The sequence below is a fragment of the Bradyrhizobium erythrophlei genome, from assembly GCF_900129425.1.
Classification (GTDB): domain Bacteria; phylum Pseudomonadota; class Alphaproteobacteria; order Rhizobiales; family Xanthobacteraceae; genus Bradyrhizobium; species Bradyrhizobium erythrophlei_C.
This window is the reverse complement of the sequence record NZ_LT670817.1, coordinates 1,613,394-1,628,013: the sequence shown is the minus strand read 5'-3', so window position 1 is coordinate 1,628,013 and position 14,620 is coordinate 1,613,394. Positions and strand designations below refer to the sequence as shown.

The following is a 14,620-nucleotide window of genomic DNA, read 5'->3' as shown; positions in this document are numbered from 1 at the left end:
GGACTACACGCTAATTCATGAACGATGATGATTTCTCACGTCGATTATCGCTATGCCTGCACTTGGTCCCAATATATCGGCGCCTGTTGGGAACGGTTCTCCGCTGGCTGCAACCTCGCGGCTCAGCATGAAATGTTCAGCGAAGTCTTCCAGCGCTTCCCGCACCTTCGCGGCATTCTCGTAGTGAGGCACGCTAACTACGTAACCCATTACACCTTGATTATCCGGCAACAGAGAAATCAGCTCGTTAAGCCGCGCCACGTCTTTTGCAACGGTGTCTCTGTTGGTCCAAAGTTTGAACTCGACGAGCATTAACAGGTCCGACGATTTGCCTCCGTGTTCGCGAAAGCAGGCCATGTCGATTAAGAAATTTCGACTAAGATGCTGAAGCTTAGCCCGATCAATTCCCCAAGCTGCGCAATCTCGCGCCGGCATCTCGATCCGGACCGCCCAAAAATTGTTTCGATGAAGTTCAACTGCGCATAAATCCCGTATGAAGGATTCGGGAGGTGGCTCCGAGGTTCGCGCCATCTGTGCATATAACATTATTGCGGATTTTATTGCTTGATGAAGGATCGCAATATTCTCGTCCATTTCTGCTCTTTCTGGCTTTCGCCGATGGTTTCAATGCTTCCCAATACCTGCGGCCGCTCGCTGTTGCACCGCGCCGTCGTCTTTCTGAATTGCGGGCGCTAGCTTGAAAGCGGCTGATACGCGCTTGTTACCTCAGCCTTGAACATCATGACCAACTGCTGCGGTAATGCGAATCGGATTGAATGATGTACGATTCGGTCTGAAGATGAAATGCACCAACGATCTCCGCAATGAAGGCCGCGGTCTGGAGCCTGCGATCTGCGTAAATGACAAATCTCTTATGTTCTCCATCGTATACGACCCTCCCTCTCGGAAACTCCTCGTATTCATGCATCCGGAAGACATCCGGAAGTCCGCGTCTTGCAAGGCCGGTCGTTCCAAGGCGGCGCCACGCCTCCCATACCTCATAGTGCCCCCTCGAATGAGTAAGAAAATCCCCGTAGGGCTCTGCCTCTGCAAGGAGGCTGACATCGACGACAATCGATTTCTTACCTGACCGATCCGTTACCCCCCAATAGATGCCCACGCACGGCTGTCCTCTTGGGGCTTCCGTCTCGACAATCATCATTTTTTCCTAGAACGTTGCGTTACGTTGGTTTGAGGACGGCCGGTTTTGCTCAATCAATTGTCCAGCCAGCGCGAATAAGCTCGTCAACGTTTCGAAAAATTGTCATTCGATCAGCAGTCTTCTCGAAAAGCTCTATCCTGCCCTGTAGAACGCTTGCAACCTGCACAGCGCTGAAGCCGCCCGCTAGGTGCTTGCAGTGCAGCACCTCGCCGAGCAGCCCAAGCTCGCTCACGTGAAAGGCCTCTTTGGTCGCATCGTCGCCCGCCTTAGACCATTGGCTAGCGCCTGAAATCATGAAACCCTCCATTGCACATTTGATGAATTCGATCCGAGTGGCCATAGATACCATTCGCGCCAGTACCCTTCGAAGGGCGGAGGTTCACCCTCATTGACGAGAATATTTTGGAGATATTTGCGGGCCTATGTCGATTTCACCGCTCTACGGAAAATACGATAGTTACCAAGGGCGTTCACAGGATCCACGAGCAACGCAGATTTTGACGAAGAACCGAAATTGTATGAAAGGACAGTCGGTCGGCTTCGAGCCACGGCGACGAGCACCATGGCCAGGCGGACCGGCCACAGCGCCGATTGCGTGGTCAGGTAACCGGCTCAAACGATCTCTACAGGCTGTTTGCAGGTATGTCGGCCCGTTTAGTCAAAATGGCAAAGCTTACTAAGCGCACGGTCGGAGCACTTCGGCAGAAAGCGTTGCATATGGGGATAGGATTAGCTTTCCGCTGCAGCAACCGCCCTGCTGCCGCCAATAAGTGCGCACCTAAAATCCCTAGATGGAACCCCTCATATTCGTCCGAATCGAACGTTCTCAAATGACGTTGGCGCATCGTAATTTTGAGAGCGCCATCTTGCTTTTGCTCGAACACTTCGAGTTGACCGTCGCGGCCGCAAGTCAGCAGACATCCGTTAGATGCGCGCTGAGACCTGACGTTCCAGGCTCATCGCCTTGTCGACCTCCGCCGAAAGGATAGCCGTGATCTCATCTTCATGCCGTCGAAGGAGCGGATCCCGCTGATCGCGGGGATGCGGCAGTTTGATCGGCACATCAGCGATAACGCGCGATGGCCGCGAGCTCAAGATCAATACCCGATCCGCCAGTTGAACTGCCTCTGAGACGCTGTGGGTAATCATTACGATGGTGCGGTTGGCCTCAAGCCAGAGGTTTTGAAGATCCTGGATCATGTAATTCTTGGTCTGGACGTCGAGCGCCCCGAACGGCTCGTCGAGCAGGAGGATCTCGGGATCGTAAGTCAACGCGCGCGCGATCGCGACCCGCTGTTTCATTCCTCCTGACAGGGTCGATGGATAAGCATGCTCAAAACCTGACAGGCCAGTTAGCCGAATCCACTTGCGGGCGCGTTCCTCCGCTTCTTCGGGCACCATCCCCTTGATATCAAGGCCGAGCGTAACGTTGCGCAATACCGTGAGCCATGGAAACAGCACAAATTCCTGAAATACGACACCTCGATCGGGGCCTGGCCCTTCGATCGGCAGGCCGTTGATCAAAAGCTCTCCGTGACTCGCCTTTTCGAATCCCGCGATTAAATAAAGAAACGTCGACTTTCCGCAGCCGCTTGGGCCGATGATCGCCACGAATTCGCGTTCGTTGATCGTGCAGGAGATGTCCTCCATGGCAAGCATGCTGCCGAAGTACTTCTGAATGCCCTTGGCCACGATCTTGGGCTTGGCACCCGCGCCGCCGCGGAGCGGGAAAATCTGCGCCGTATCAACGCTCATTGAGAACTCCCCATTTTTCAGTCGTCGCGGCTTCCACTTTTCCGATCACGACATTTTCCAGAAGATACCCCAACACCGCGATGAGCACGACGCCGCCATAGATGACGTCCATGTTCATGTATTCGGAGGCGTCGTAGATCATGAAGCCCAGTCCGTACGTACTGGCCGCGAGCATTTCGGCCGCGATCAGCGCCCGCCACGCATAGCCGGTGCCGAGCCGCGTCCCGGTGATCAGATAGGGAAGAATGCCCGGAATGATGACGCGCCAGAAAATCTGCCACTTGCTCGCGCCCATCGATTGGGCAACCCAGAGCATCTTGACGTTCATCATCTCGATGCCGCTTGCTACGATGTAGATCATCTCGAATACGGCGGCGAGAAACACCACGAGAATAGTTGTGCGGTTGTCGATGCCGATGATCAGCAGAAGCACCGGCGTCCAGGCCAGTGTCGGAACCGGCATCAGGATGCTGATGATGGGTTGAAACACCAGCCGCATATGCCGGCTCATCCCGAGCGCGACGCCGAGCAGCGTGCCGATCGTGACGGCCAGGAAGACGCCGGACAACAACCGCAACAGGCTATAGGCGACATGCCAGAGAATGGCGTAGGGCGGATTTCCTCCGGGACCGGACTGCACCCACAATTTATGCAGGATCAGCGACGGCGCCGGAAACAGAAATCCGTTGATCCAACCGAGGCGCGAACAAATCTCCCAGGCCAATAGCGGGACGACAATGATCGCGACGCGACCGATCGAAACCGCGATCGTCGATGAACGCAGCGGGAGGTCGTGGCGCTCCAGACGGATGTCGGCGATTTCAACGCTCATCGGCTCGATCCAATCTTTCCGCTGCCATACCAGCGGCGGACCGTCAGGGCTTCCAGCGAACCGAACACTACGCGCTCGATCAGCAGGCCGATGATGGCGAGACACACGATACCGACGAACATCGTCGTCACGTCCATATAGGAACGTGCGGCGAAGATCATGAAGCCAAGGCCGTGCGTCAACGCCGCCAGCATTTCCGCTGCCACCAAGGTACGCCAGGAATGCGCCATGCCCAGTTTGAGCCCGGCGATCAGCGTCGGTAGCGCCCCCGGCAACAGCACGCGCCGGAAGATGTCCAGCCGGCTTGCGCCCATGCTGCGGACCACCCACAAAGAGTGACGGCCGATGCCGCGCACGCCCTGGATCGTGCTGTAGAGGATTGGAAAGAAAGCACCGAGGAAACAAACGGCAATGATCGTCAAGTCGCCTTGTCCGAAGGCGACCAGGAAAATGGGGGTCCACGCCACCGCCGGCAGCGGCAGCAACAGGCTGAGCAGCGGAGATGCGATCTGGTAGGCGGTCTTGTTCAGCCCGAGAAGAAATCCCAGCGGAATCGCCACCACGCATCCCAGTACAAAGGAGATCAAGGCGCGCCACAGGCTGATTCCGATATGGCTCAGAAGCAGGCTTTGCGACAGGTTGGACGGATTCAGCAGAACCCAGGCACGCTGCGCAATAGCCGACGGCGACGGCAGGATCGACGCCTCGATCCAGCCGGCCCGAACAGCGCCTTCCCAGATCAACAGGAAGGCAATGATCGGCAGCATGAAGGTCGCTATCGACACTGCGACGCGATGAACCGCAAGGTTCGAATTGCGGCGCTCGGTCCGCACTGCAGCCGTCCGGGCCAGAGTGGCATCGGACATGAATACGTCCCTAGTTAGTTTGCGATGACAGCTTGATGGCCTGTTCGTAGAAATCAGTCCGCACGAGCTTCTTGAACTCTGGCATGACGCCAATCTTTCCTGCCGCCTTCATCGATGCCGCGACCGGAACGAGTTCATCGGTCATGGTATCGTTGAGCTTCGGGTCCACGTTAGTGCGCGTCAAAGCAAGTTCGAGCGCCTTCGGATCTATTGTGACGCCCCTCTTGCTAATATTGGCGGCAGCTTCGGTGGCGGCCTTCTCCGGCTGCGACTTGATGAATTGACCGACATCGATCAGGGTCGCGATATACCGCGCGACGGCCTCGGGATGCTCGTCGGCGAACTTGCGGCTGACCAGCACCAGGTTGGGCGCCACGCTGACCCCGCCCATCGATTGAATGCGCTTGACCGCGCCCATGCTCTCGCCGATCGCGCCGTGCGGCTCCCAAAGCACGGCGGCGTCTATAATGCCCTGCTGCACGGCAGCGCGCAAATCCTCGACCTTCATATTGACCATCTGGAAATCGCTTTCCTTCATGCCGTTCTTGTCGAGGTAAACCCGGAATGTGCTGTAGCAGCCGGAGCCCGCGACGACCCCAATTTTCTTGCCTTTCAACTCAGCGACCGACTTGATCGACGAATTCGCGGCAACAACGACACCGTAACGATCGCCACCATATTCATTCGTGGCGACAATGTAGAAAAGATCGGGCTGCATCGCCGCCATGGTGACCAAGCGCCCCGAACCGCCGTTTCCAACATCTATCTGGCCGGCGATGAAGGCCTTGAGAATTTCCGCGCCCGAGCTGTAGGAACCCTCATCGACCTTGAGATTGTATTTCGCGCCCCAATCCTTGACACGATAGACCTCGTCGGGGGGCGTGGTCTGAAGGCCGATCTTGATCTCTATCGGATCCTTGGTCGCTGCATGCGCGGACATCATCATGACGCAGGAAGCGATGACGATGCCGATCCGGCGAGCGGTCTGTGACGCGAGATGAACCATAACGTTACCTCCCTAAAATGCGTTACCTTCAGGCCGCTGACCGGCTCTTTGTTTCGGCAATCGCGGCCGCTGCGCCCTCACCGGCAATCTTTCCAAAAACCGCGCCAGAGGTCAGTCCGGTACCACCGGGATAGTTGTGATAGAATAGCCCGCCAACCAGTTCGCCTGCGGCAAACAGTCCGGGAATCGGACGTCCCGCCGTGTCCTGCACCTGACCGTCCTGGCTGATCTTCAGACCGCCAAAGGTGAAAGTCACTCCGCAAGTGACGGCGTAGGCTTCGAAAGGCCCGGTATCGATCGTGTTGGCCCAGTGCGACTTGCGCGGGGAGGTATCCGCGGCACGGCCGTCCTTGGCGTTGGGATTGAACGGCACATTTGTCCGCACCGCGGCATTGAATGCGGCCACCGTCTTGAGGAATTTATCGCGATCGACGCCTTCAAGCTTGTTGGCCAATCCTTCGATGGTGTCGTCCGATACCTTGGTAATTTGGCGAATGCGGTATTCGTCGCGCAACAGATGCGCCACCTTGGCATCGAATACCTGCCAGGCGAACTGACCCGGCTGTGCCAAAATCTCGCGACCATATTTGGCGTAGGTGTAGTTACGAAAATCGGCGCCTTCGTCGAGGAATCTCTCGCCCCGCGCGTTGATCATGATGCCGAACGGATAGCTGTGCTTCTGGAACGCGTCACCGACCGCGAGATCGCCAAACGCGGGCGAGTTTTGATCCCAGCCCACAGCGTGCGCGCCGGACCAGTGGCCGCAAGGCATCGCGCCCACCGCGAGAGCCATCTGGATTCCTGCACCGGTGTTGAAGCGGGTACCCCTGACCTTGGCGAGATCCCAGTTCGGCCCAAGATACCGCGCCCGCATTTCAGCATTGGACTCGAAGCCGCCGCAGGCAAGGATGACGGCCTTGCAGTGCAGGTCGCGCTCGCCGCCATTGTGACGGACCCTGACCCCGATGACTTCGTTGTTGTCTCGAATCAGACTGACGGCCGCGGTTTCGTACAGGATATGGATGCCCTTCTTCTCGGCGGAGTCGAGCAGCATGTCTACCAGGCCTGGACCGCCGCCCCACACTTCGACACTGAGACCGCCCCAGAACTGAAAGCGGCCATCGATCTTGTAGGCCTGCCTGCCATGGCTGGTCTGAAAGCGAACGCCCTGCTGCCGCATCCATTGCAGCGTCGGCAGGCTGCGCTTGACCAATAATTCGCAAAGATCGGGATCGGTGCGAAATTGCGTGACGCGAAACATGTCGTCGAAGAATTGATCTTCGGTATAGGTTCCGAAATCGGTATTGGCGAGCGTATCCGGGTTGACGTCCGGCACGACACTCAATACATCGTCCACGCCATTGAAGACATATCGCATGGCGCCGGCGGTGTAGGTCGAATTTCCGCCGCGCGCGTCGCGTGGCGCTGCTTCCAGCATCATCACGCTGGCGCCGTTATTGCGCGCGGAAATCGCGGCGCATGCCGCGGCATTTCCAGCTCCGACGACAATGACATCGATATCGGGATCACGAGTGGTCATGAGAATTCGCCTCTTGATGACAAGACTGTCTGCGTGTTCATGAACCGGACTGGCGCCGGGTCACACCTGAATTCCTTCTTCCGCCAGCATCGAATAATTGACGGCGCGTCCGATTCCGCGTCGCAATCCCTCGAGGCGCAGCGCCTGTCCTGGCGCGATGTTGGCAAGATTGACGTCCTTGCCGAAATCCTGGAGCAAACCGACATGCTGCTTCGGGAAGCGGTAGGGATCGGCTTCGATCAGGATGCGCTCGAACCACGGCGCAGCCGCCAGCGCCTTGAGTTGCTCCGGCGCCTTGCTGGCGGTCATGTCGATTTCGGATTGTTCGACAATCACATGATCGACGCCGCGATTGCTTAGCGTGGTAACCAGGGCTTCGAGTTCTTCCATCCGCATGGTTTGCTCGGGATTTTTTCGACCGAACTCGTAGATCACCGACAGCCCGAGCCGCTGAAAACGATCGATGAAAGAAAGCCGCTCGTTGTCGTTCATCGTGATGTAGTTCTCGGATATCTCGAGCGAATTGAACCCGATGGAAAGCAGATGGTCGCCGAACAAGTCGACTTCATTGTGCCGATAGGCGTATTCGAACAGAATTCCGCCCGAGTAACAGTTGACGCCGGCATCGCGATAGAGCTTGACGATCTTCCGCACCACCGGCTTCGGCAGCAGCAGCGCGTTCATCGCGTAGATTTTCGCAAAATCGATGTAGTCGGCCGCGCAATCGAGCAGGTCGGCCACACCTCGTTCGCCGGTCCAGCCAAATCCATCCGGACCGTAATCGATGACGGCGGTCATGCCGCGCTTCCGCGGTTTGGCGCTGCGCTCCGGCGGCACAAAACTCCTCGGCTCCCGTTCCATCTTGTTCATTGCGATACCGCCTTGGCCGATGCTGCAAGCTGGGCGATCTTTCGCCGTCGTACATAGACCGCACCGTCCATGATGACCCGGGCGGTCCGTTCGATCTGCGCGCTCTCGATGGCGGGGGCGCCGTCCGGCCCCGTGACGATCCTTGATGCCACGCGCAGCACCCCGCTGGGATGACCGAGCCGAACGTTCTGCAACGGCCTGCCGATTGCCGCCCCAACGACGGAATCGGCCACCGAGCAGGCAACCGCCGTGCAGACCGCGCCGGTCACCGCTAGCGCCTTGTGCGGACGCTGCATTGCCAATTGACGAACGCAAATATCCACCTCCGAAGCCTCGACTTCGCGCCCCCCTACCGCTTCGTAGCGCTGGGGGGGGGAGATCATGATGACGCGCGGAATATTGGGGCTTTTGGCGCGGGCCATGCGTGCATCCGTGACCAGGCCGAGCGCAACTGCTGCCCAGCCGCGGACCTGTTCGAGACGCGACATCAACGCCTCATTGGCCTGAAGTTGACCCGGCAATTCGACGCCGCTGGCTCCAATGTCGGCGGCGTTCACGAAGACAAACGGAGTTGCCGCATCGATCAGCGAGACCTCGATATTTTGGCCATCGACCGAAATCGAATCGCGCGCGCGGCCGGTCGGCAACAATGTGCCCGAGACCGCACCGGCACAATTGCCGAAATCGAGACGTATGGCAGCGCCGGTGTCGGGCACGCCGGCGATGGCGCAATCGCCTTCGCAGAGCGGCTCGCCGTCCCGCACCGGGATACGGGCCGTCACGACTTGCCTGGTGTTGGTCGTATAGATCCGAATCACCGTTTCGGGCTCTACCGCGGGAATCAAGCCGCGGCGGATCGCGAACGGGCCGACCGCGGCAAGCATGTTGCCGCAATTGCCGCCGGTGGAAACCGACGCGTTGTCGATGCCGACCTGGTAAAACGTATAGTCGACATCGGCATCCTCGCGTTCGGACAACCTGACGACGGCTGCCTTGCTGGTCAGCGGGTCAGCCCCGCCGATGCCATCGATCTGCCGATCGTCTGGCGATCCGTAGGCGGCCAGCAGCACGGCATCCCGTTCTTGCTTGTCTTGCGGCAGGTCGCTATCGAGAAAGACGCCGCCCCGGCTCGATCCGCCGCGCATGAACGTGCAACGGATCGCGAGTTGCTCGTTTCGGTCCGCGGACGGCGATGGAGCCTGCATTGGGGCGATTTCAGGCTGCGCGAAGCGAAGGCCCATTTTGCACCACTGCGGCTTGAGGAACGACATCGGCCTTGGGCTGATTTTCGAGCGACATCATGAGATCACTGATCCGACGCGCCTGCTTTTCGTCGATGACCATCGTGGTCATGGCCAGGAATTTGGCCTCCAGTTCATCCACGGTTAGGGGGTTGGTGGGCTCGCCCTTCGGCTCGAGCGAACTGCGCGTGACGACCTTGCCGTTCTTGAGCGCGATATCGATCTGCGCCTGGCGGCCTCCGAGGCCGTAGTCGGGCTCCTTGTGCAGCTCGACCTTCTGCATTCCTTCGTGAACGGCGGCCTGCTTGTAGCCATCCCAATATTCCTTGAGACCGTTCTTGCCCGAACTGAGCGCCAGGGCGATGCTGAACTGGGTGCTGCCCATCGCCGCGTTGAGGTTGGTCACCTTCGGTTTCGAGGCTTGACGAATGGCCAATTCGCTCATGTGAACGGTGACGCGGTCGACATTGTCGAGACGGACTCCGTCGAGTGCAAACGCATCCTGCGCGAGATCGATCGGCCCGTGCGCGTAACGGCAGGCGGCATGAGGCTTGAAGCCGACTTCCATGATCGCGAAGTGCTTGCCAAGGTTGTCCTTGAGATCATCCAGCCGGACGCTGTCGGTGAAGGCGTTGAGGAACCCTTCGCGCGATTCCAGTGCTTTCTTGGGACCGCTGAAGCCGCGGCTGGCCAGGATTGCGGCCATTACGCCATTGAAGGACGACTTGCCGGGGCTGAACGGCTTCGCCATGCAGGGATCGTCGAGATAGGACTGAATGCCCGCTGATTGCATGCAGGCAAGGCCGATCGCCCAGGCGATCTTCTCGGCATCGCAACCCAGTAGCCTGGCGCCCATCGCCGCGGCGCCGATCGCGGAAACCGTACCGGTCGTGTGATAGCCCCGCTGCCGATGGCCGGGGTTGATCGCCTTGGCGATGCGTATCGCCACGTCGTAACCGGCGATCACGCTGGCAATGACTTCCTTGCCGGAAGCGCCGGACATCTCGGCGATCGCAAAGGCGGCTGGCACCAGAACCGAGCCCGCCTTGATCAGGCCGGAGCCATGCGCGTCGTCGAGTTCGATGCCGTGGCCCATCATCGCATTGACGAGCGCGGCGTTTGGCGTCGGCACCTTGATGCCGTGGCCGATGATCGTGCTTTGCGGCGCGCCGCCCCACTCCTTGATCAGGTCGATGACCTTGTTGGCGGGCTCGCTGATCGCCGACGCCGCAATTTCGTTTCCGACGCCGTCCCGCATGATCAGCTTGGCCTTGGCGACCACGTCGCTCGGGATGTCTTCGAATTTGAGCGAGGCGACATGCTCCGCAAATCGCATCGTTAGGCCGGTGAGAACATCAGACTGCTGTGGGGTGGCGACCGACGACATGGGTAAGGGCTCCGCTCATGAATGGAGGGTCTGAAATATTTGGTAGTATCTACTAATACCATTAGTCGAGGCCGGTCAAGCCGACGTTGGTAGCTACGTTGATCGAGCACGGCAGAGCCTGCTGAGCCGGAGGCCGGCACAGCGATCAAGCCCTCGAGCAACGAAAAGGAAACTTCTAGGGAAATAGGTGCACGACGCCGATGCTCAGACCGAGCAGCACCATCAGCGAGAGGGTTACGGCGGCAGTGACCCGCCCCCCTACCCGGCTAATGACGCGAAGATCCACACCGAGCCCAAGTGCCGCCATCGAGAGCACCGTCAGCAATGCCGCCGCTTGGGAGATCGGCGCCGCCCAGCTCTCCGGCACAAATGCAAAGGATCGCAATGCCGCGAGGATCAGAAATCCCGGAATGAACCACGGGACCAGATTGCGCAGATTGAGCTTTGGCGTCGCCGAGCCAGTCTCCCCGCGCAATGCGTAGCGCCATGAAATGACCGATAGCGCCATCACGACCGGGCCAAGAAGCAGCACCCGGATCAACTTGACGAGCGTCCCGATCTGGGTGCTGAGATTGTTTGCCACGGTGGCGGGAACCGGCAGCTTTTCGCGTGCCGCCGCCGTGCTGCGGCTCAGTCAGCCGGCGGTCTCGAAGGGTGTGCGGGATTTCGAGTTGCAGCTCGGTTGCCGCCTGCTTGATCGCTCCCACAAGGGCGTCAAACCCACCCGGGAGGGGCTTGCGCTGGCGCGCCAAATCAATCTTTGCGTCCGAACGGGCGGCGGAACAGGAACTGAAATCACTGCGCGGCCTGGACAGCGGATCGCTCCGGATCGGTGCCAGCACCACCATTGCGACCTATTTGCTTCCCGAATACCTCGGCGAATTCCACCGAGCCCATCCCGGAATTGATCTCCACCTCGTCAGCGCGAACACGCGCGACATCGCGGACCTCATGCTCCAGCACGAAATCGAGATCGCGCTGGTGGAAGGACCGATCGAGGATGACGGACTGATTTCGGAACCGTGGCAGACCGACGTCATGACGCTTATCACGGCGCCGTCTCACCCATTCGGTCGCAGGGATCAGCCGATTGATCCTGCACGTTTGACAAAGGAACTGCTGGTGATCCGCGAGCCAGGCTCCGGGTCGCGCGAAGTCGTCATTCAACTGCTCTCGCTCCACGCCATCCAGACGTCGCGGACACTCGAGATCGGCAGTACGGAAGCAATCAAGCAATTGGTCGCGGCGGGCCTCGGAATCTCCATCGTGTCCGCCGCCGCGGTCAAGGACCAGGTCAACCTTCAACGGCTGAAGATGATCGGAATCGCGGGTATCCGTCTCGAGAGGACGCTTTGGCAATTGAAGGTGCCGGGGCGAATGTCCATTCCAGCCGCCGACGTCTTCGAGAAATTGATCAAGCGAAATTCCGGGACCGAAACTAGGTTCAGATCGACGCAATCCGCAAAAGCTGCGACGGCAACCCCGCGCCGGTCGCGGTAATCATACCCGGACCAACACCCGCATTATAACGATGGGGGCGACCACGACCCAGAACAACACCGTGCCAAATCGCGCGAGAAACCTCGAAGGCGACGATATTACCTCGTCGCCCTGCCGGGGCCGGACGACGCTTGAGCGATCTCCAAAAGCATCGAAATGCTGATCCGACATCGATATTTCCCGCAAAGCCTGTGGCCAATAATCTAAAGCACAAGGACATCGCGGCAATGGATGGATTTGGCTTTCTACGGACGGCGGCGATAACGCCTCGCTGCCAACCGGCACGGCGGGAGAAATTGTTTCTCGCGTAGTCTTTGCAGGCGGATTTCGTCGGGATTGCTCGCCTCAATCAAGCGTTCGCGTTATCGCGTGCGCCCAACGGAAAATTCATTTCGCCTGACCGGATCATGCGCTCGAGCGCTCTCACTTGTTCGGTCGGCAGATACTTCTTGCGTAGTTCGAGCAGCGCAGGCCCGAACTCCTTCTGAATCGCCTCGCCAAACAAGGCAAATATTTCCGCGAAGTAAATTTCGTGACGCAACAGCGAATCCGCAAGGTTAACCACGGGTCTGTTGCGCGTATAGGATCCGCGCGCTTGCGCACGAAATTCGGCTACGACTGCTTCCTCGAAATCGACTGTTAGCGTAACAAGCTGATGCGCGATGCCGACCGGTATACCGTTGCCCTCGTGCAGATAGGTCCGGGACGGATAGCCAAAATCAAATTCCTCAAGCTTCGTGCCGAACAGGATGATGAGAATAGCAACGCCACGATCCGCGGCGCTCCGCAAAGCTTCCCGGTAGGGCATAAGAAGGTTCTCGTCCGCCTTGACCCAGATATGCGACTTCGCGCCGTCGATCATCGCTCGGATCTTTTCCGACAGCGCATCGCTGCCAGCTAGCGACCAGACGTAATGATCGTCCCCTCCGCTTGAAAGTTGAGACACGGTCTCCGTTAATTTGGCGCATCGGTTGGTAACAGTCTGTGCAATCCGGTTGAAGAGCACGGCCGGCGGCACCACGACGTAACGTAGGGGGTTTTCGGAAATCGGCTGAACAGCCTCTTTCTTTGTAAGACTGTCCAGAACTGAATAGACATTAGCTTTCGGAAGCCCGGCAAGCTTACTTACCTCGTAGGCCGTCGCCGGCTGCGATCGATAAAGCGTCAAGTACGCCCTCGCTTCGTATTCACTGAAGCCCAATGCCTGAAGATCTGGCAGCATGTCGCCCATGGTAGGTGAATTTGATTTGGCCACGCAGATCCTTTCCCAGTCGCACGATCAAGCTGGCAGCCAAAATCAAGGCGCCGTTGCCATAACAGTCTACAGGAATCAGGTAGTAGTAGGCTAGACTAATAGTGCGTCTTGAATGGGTGGGGAGGGATAGATAAGGCCAAATGGCTCCAGACGAGGGAGGGACGCATCGGGCGGGGTTTCATTGGGGGCGCGGCAACTGATAGCGAACGGTCATCCCGGCCCCATTGGACTGTTCGACTAGCATTACAGTTGTCGTTTTTTGAAGTGGGCACGTTGAGCGGCGGCCTGGTGAGCTCTGCGCCAGAGCTGACCCATTCAAGCGCTCGCTTATGAGTGAGCTTGCAACTCAGGTGCATGACGCAATAACCTAGCTATATCCGCCTGAACCAACAACATCCTGCGATGTCGGGTAGCGGCGGCTTCGATGTAGCCCGAAGCGTAATTTACCAAGAGAAGGAATTACAAGGCATGTTTCCTGCCTTCGATCACGAGGGATTTCTACCGACTGGCGTTTACAGCTGCACCGGAGAGCAGTTTCTGCAGCACTTCATGAGCAGCCCGTATCGGCGAGAGTATCGTCAGACAATTCTGAACATTTTCGACTTTGCTGCTCACTATGGCGCAACGTCTGTCCTAGTCGGGGGCTCGTTTGTTACCAACAAACCCGAGCCGCGCGACATCGACTGTGTCATCTTGTTCAAATCAGCAAGTCAAATTCCACCACGCATTGAAAGCCTGGATATAAGCGGAAACTCAGTCGACATCTTTTTTGCATCCAGTGATCAACCCCAGCTGGTTGCAAGCTTCCTGAAGCTAATGTCGACCAGTCGCTTTGAAGACCGCGTCGGCGTCGTCGATGTACAAATTCGACGAAGTGAGGGGTTATGTTGGGATATCACTTGGGAGCCGGATGAGGATCTATATGAGGTGGTGCGGAGAGCATACATCCAAAGACATTATGTGGAGAAGACATTACGAACCAAGGGGCTGGTCACCATTCACGGGATCCGGACTCATGCTGAGTGGAACGCAGAAGTCGCCCTTAACGCAAGTGCAAACGGATGGACGGTAGCCCCCTTTCACTATGGGTATGTCGAGGCAACGGTCTTTCTAAACCTAGCTCACGCTTGTCGCAGTCATCTTCTACAATATTCACGCATAACAACGTCATAAAACGTGACGTAGTCTCTCAGCGTTGGATGCCGT

Annotated in this window: 14 protein-coding genes and 2 pseudogenes; 3 read left to right on the top strand and 13 right to left on the bottom strand. The window is 58.1% G+C overall.

All coding sequences use genetic code 11. The features are described 5' to 3' along the window. Nucleotides 1–15: 15 nt before the first annotated feature. The 12 genes and pseudogenes from B5527_RS43555 to B5527_RS07685 all read right to left on the bottom strand — a co-directional run. On the bottom strand, nucleotides 16–594 hold the full coding sequence (locus B5527_RS43555; RefSeq protein ID WP_154072081.1) for a hypothetical protein: 579 nt from the start codon (nucleotides 592–594) through the stop codon (nucleotides 16–18). Nucleotides 595–739: 145 nt separating this feature from the next. After that, entirely contained in the window at nucleotides 740–1,159 is a 420-nt protein-coding gene (locus tag B5527_RS07735) for a hypothetical protein (protein WP_079607143.1), read from the bottom strand. Nucleotides 1,160–1,211: 52 nt separating this feature from the next. Next, complete coding sequence (locus B5527_RS07730; RefSeq protein ID WP_154072079.1) at nucleotides 1,212–1,457, bottom strand: hypothetical protein; 246 nt, start codon at nucleotides 1,455–1,457, stop codon at nucleotides 1,212–1,214. A gap of 629 nt (nucleotides 1,458–2,086) precedes the next feature. Continuing rightward, entirely contained in the window at nucleotides 2,087–2,854 is a 768-nt protein-coding gene (locus B5527_RS07725; protein WP_197689280.1) for an ABC transporter ATP-binding protein, read from the bottom strand. 52 nt (nucleotides 2,855–2,906) lie between these two features. Continuing rightward, nucleotides 2,907–3,749, bottom strand: a complete 843-nt coding sequence (locus B5527_RS07720) for an ABC transporter permease (RefSeq protein ID WP_079600766.1) — start codon at nucleotides 3,747–3,749, stop codon at nucleotides 2,907–2,909. Next, on the bottom strand, nucleotides 3,746–4,615 hold the full coding sequence (locus B5527_RS07715; protein WP_079600765.1) for an ABC transporter permease: 870 nt from the start codon (nucleotides 4,613–4,615) through the stop codon (nucleotides 3,746–3,748). Before B5527_RS07715 ends, B5527_RS07720 begins: the two co-directional genes overlap by 4 nt. A gap of 10 nt (nucleotides 4,616–4,625) precedes the next feature. Beyond that, a complete protein-coding gene (locus B5527_RS07710) occupies nucleotides 4,626–5,621 on the bottom strand; it encodes an NrtA/SsuA/CpmA family ABC transporter substrate-binding protein (RefSeq protein WP_079600764.1) in 996 nt (331 codons plus the stop codon). 28 nt (nucleotides 5,622–5,649) lie between these two features. After that, entirely contained in the window at nucleotides 5,650–7,161 is a 1,512-nt protein-coding gene (gene tcuA, locus B5527_RS07705; protein ID WP_079600763.1) for an FAD-dependent tricarballylate dehydrogenase TcuA, read from the bottom strand. Nucleotides 7,162–7,221: 60 nt separating this feature from the next. Continuing rightward, complete coding sequence (locus tag B5527_RS07700; protein WP_197689279.1) at nucleotides 7,222–8,031, bottom strand: phosphosulfolactate synthase; 810 nt, start codon at nucleotides 8,029–8,031, stop codon at nucleotides 7,222–7,224. After that, nucleotides 8,028–9,236, bottom strand: a complete 1,209-nt coding sequence (locus tag B5527_RS07695; protein WP_079607141.1) for a 2-methylaconitate cis-trans isomerase PrpF family protein — start codon at nucleotides 9,234–9,236, stop codon at nucleotides 8,028–8,030. Before B5527_RS07695 ends, B5527_RS07700 begins: the two co-directional genes overlap by 4 nt. Before the next feature lie 10 nt (nucleotides 9,237–9,246). Beyond that, nucleotides 9,247–10,659, bottom strand: coding sequence for an MmgE/PrpD family protein (locus tag B5527_RS07690; protein ID WP_079600762.1), 1,413 nt, complete (start codon nucleotides 10,657–10,659; stop codon nucleotides 9,247–9,249). 175 nt (nucleotides 10,660–10,834) lie between these two features. After that, nucleotides 10,835–11,248: pseudogene (locus tag B5527_RS07685) on the bottom strand (putative sulfate exporter family transporter); the annotation flags it as partial. Between B5527_RS07685 and B5527_RS47550 the strand changes: the two are divergent. Beyond that, a pseudogene (locus tag B5527_RS47550) lies at nucleotides 11,223–11,333 on the top strand (helix-turn-helix domain-containing protein); the annotation flags it as partial. The pseudogenes B5527_RS07685 and B5527_RS47550 sit on opposite strands and share 26 nt — an antisense overlap. 61 nt (nucleotides 11,334–11,394) lie before the next feature. Then, nucleotides 11,395–12,159, top strand: a complete 765-nt coding sequence (locus tag B5527_RS07680) for a LysR substrate-binding domain-containing protein (protein ID WP_245332531.1) — start codon at nucleotides 11,395–11,397, stop codon at nucleotides 12,157–12,159. A 349-nt stretch (nucleotides 12,160–12,508) separates the two neighbouring features. Here B5527_RS07680 and B5527_RS07675 read toward each other — a convergent pair whose 3' ends face one another. After that, nucleotides 12,509–13,414, bottom strand: coding sequence for a TrmB family transcriptional regulator (locus B5527_RS07675; protein WP_197689278.1), 906 nt, complete (start codon nucleotides 13,412–13,414; stop codon nucleotides 12,509–12,511). Between the two features lie 468 nt (nucleotides 13,415–13,882). On the opposite strand from B5527_RS07675, the gene B5527_RS07670 reads away from it, so the two are divergent. Continuing rightward, entirely contained in the window at nucleotides 13,883–14,587 is a 705-nt protein-coding gene (locus B5527_RS07670) for a DUF6932 family protein (RefSeq protein ID WP_154072078.1), read from the top strand. The last annotated feature ends 33 nt before the right edge of the window (nucleotides 14,588–14,620 follow it).

Bases quoted from the DNA above. Each gene is read 5' to 3' on its own strand.
- B5527_RS07695 (WP_079607141.1), bottom strand. From the start codon at position 9,236: ATGCAGGCTCCATCGCCGTCCGCGGACCGAAACGAGCAACTCGCGATC.
- B5527_RS43555 (WP_154072081.1), bottom strand. From the start codon at position 594: ATGGACGAGAATATTGCGATCCTTCATCAAGCAATAAAATCCGCAATA.
- B5527_RS07730 (WP_154072079.1), bottom strand. From the start codon at position 1,457: ATGATTTCAGGCGCTAGCCAATGGTCTAAGGCGGGCGACGATGCGACC.
- B5527_RS07670 (WP_154072078.1), top strand. From the start codon at position 13,883: ATGTTTCCTGCCTTCGATCACGAGGGATTTCTACCGACTGGCGTTTAC.
- B5527_RS07720 (WP_079600766.1), bottom strand. From the start codon at position 3,749: ATGAGCGTTGAAATCGCCGACATCCGTCTGGAGCGCCACGACCTCCCG.
- tcuA (WP_079600763.1), bottom strand. From the start codon at position 7,161: ATGACCACTCGTGATCCCGATATCGATGTCATTGTCGTCGGAGCTGGA.
- B5527_RS07700 (WP_197689279.1), bottom strand. From the start codon at position 8,031: ATGAACAAGATGGAACGGGAGCCGAGGAGTTTTGTGCCGCCGGAGCGC.
- B5527_RS07735 (WP_079607143.1), bottom strand. From the start codon at position 1,159: ATGATTGTCGAGACGGAAGCCCCAAGAGGACAGCCGTGCGTGGGCATC.
- B5527_RS07715 (WP_079600765.1), bottom strand. From the start codon at position 4,615: ATGTCCGATGCCACTCTGGCCCGGACGGCTGCAGTGCGGACCGAGCGC.
- B5527_RS07710 (WP_079600764.1), bottom strand. From the start codon at position 5,621: ATGGTTCATCTCGCGTCACAGACCGCTCGCCGGATCGGCATCGTCATC.
- B5527_RS07690 (WP_079600762.1), bottom strand. From the start codon at position 10,659: ATGTCGTCGGTCGCCACCCCACAGCAGTCTGATGTTCTCACCGGCCTA.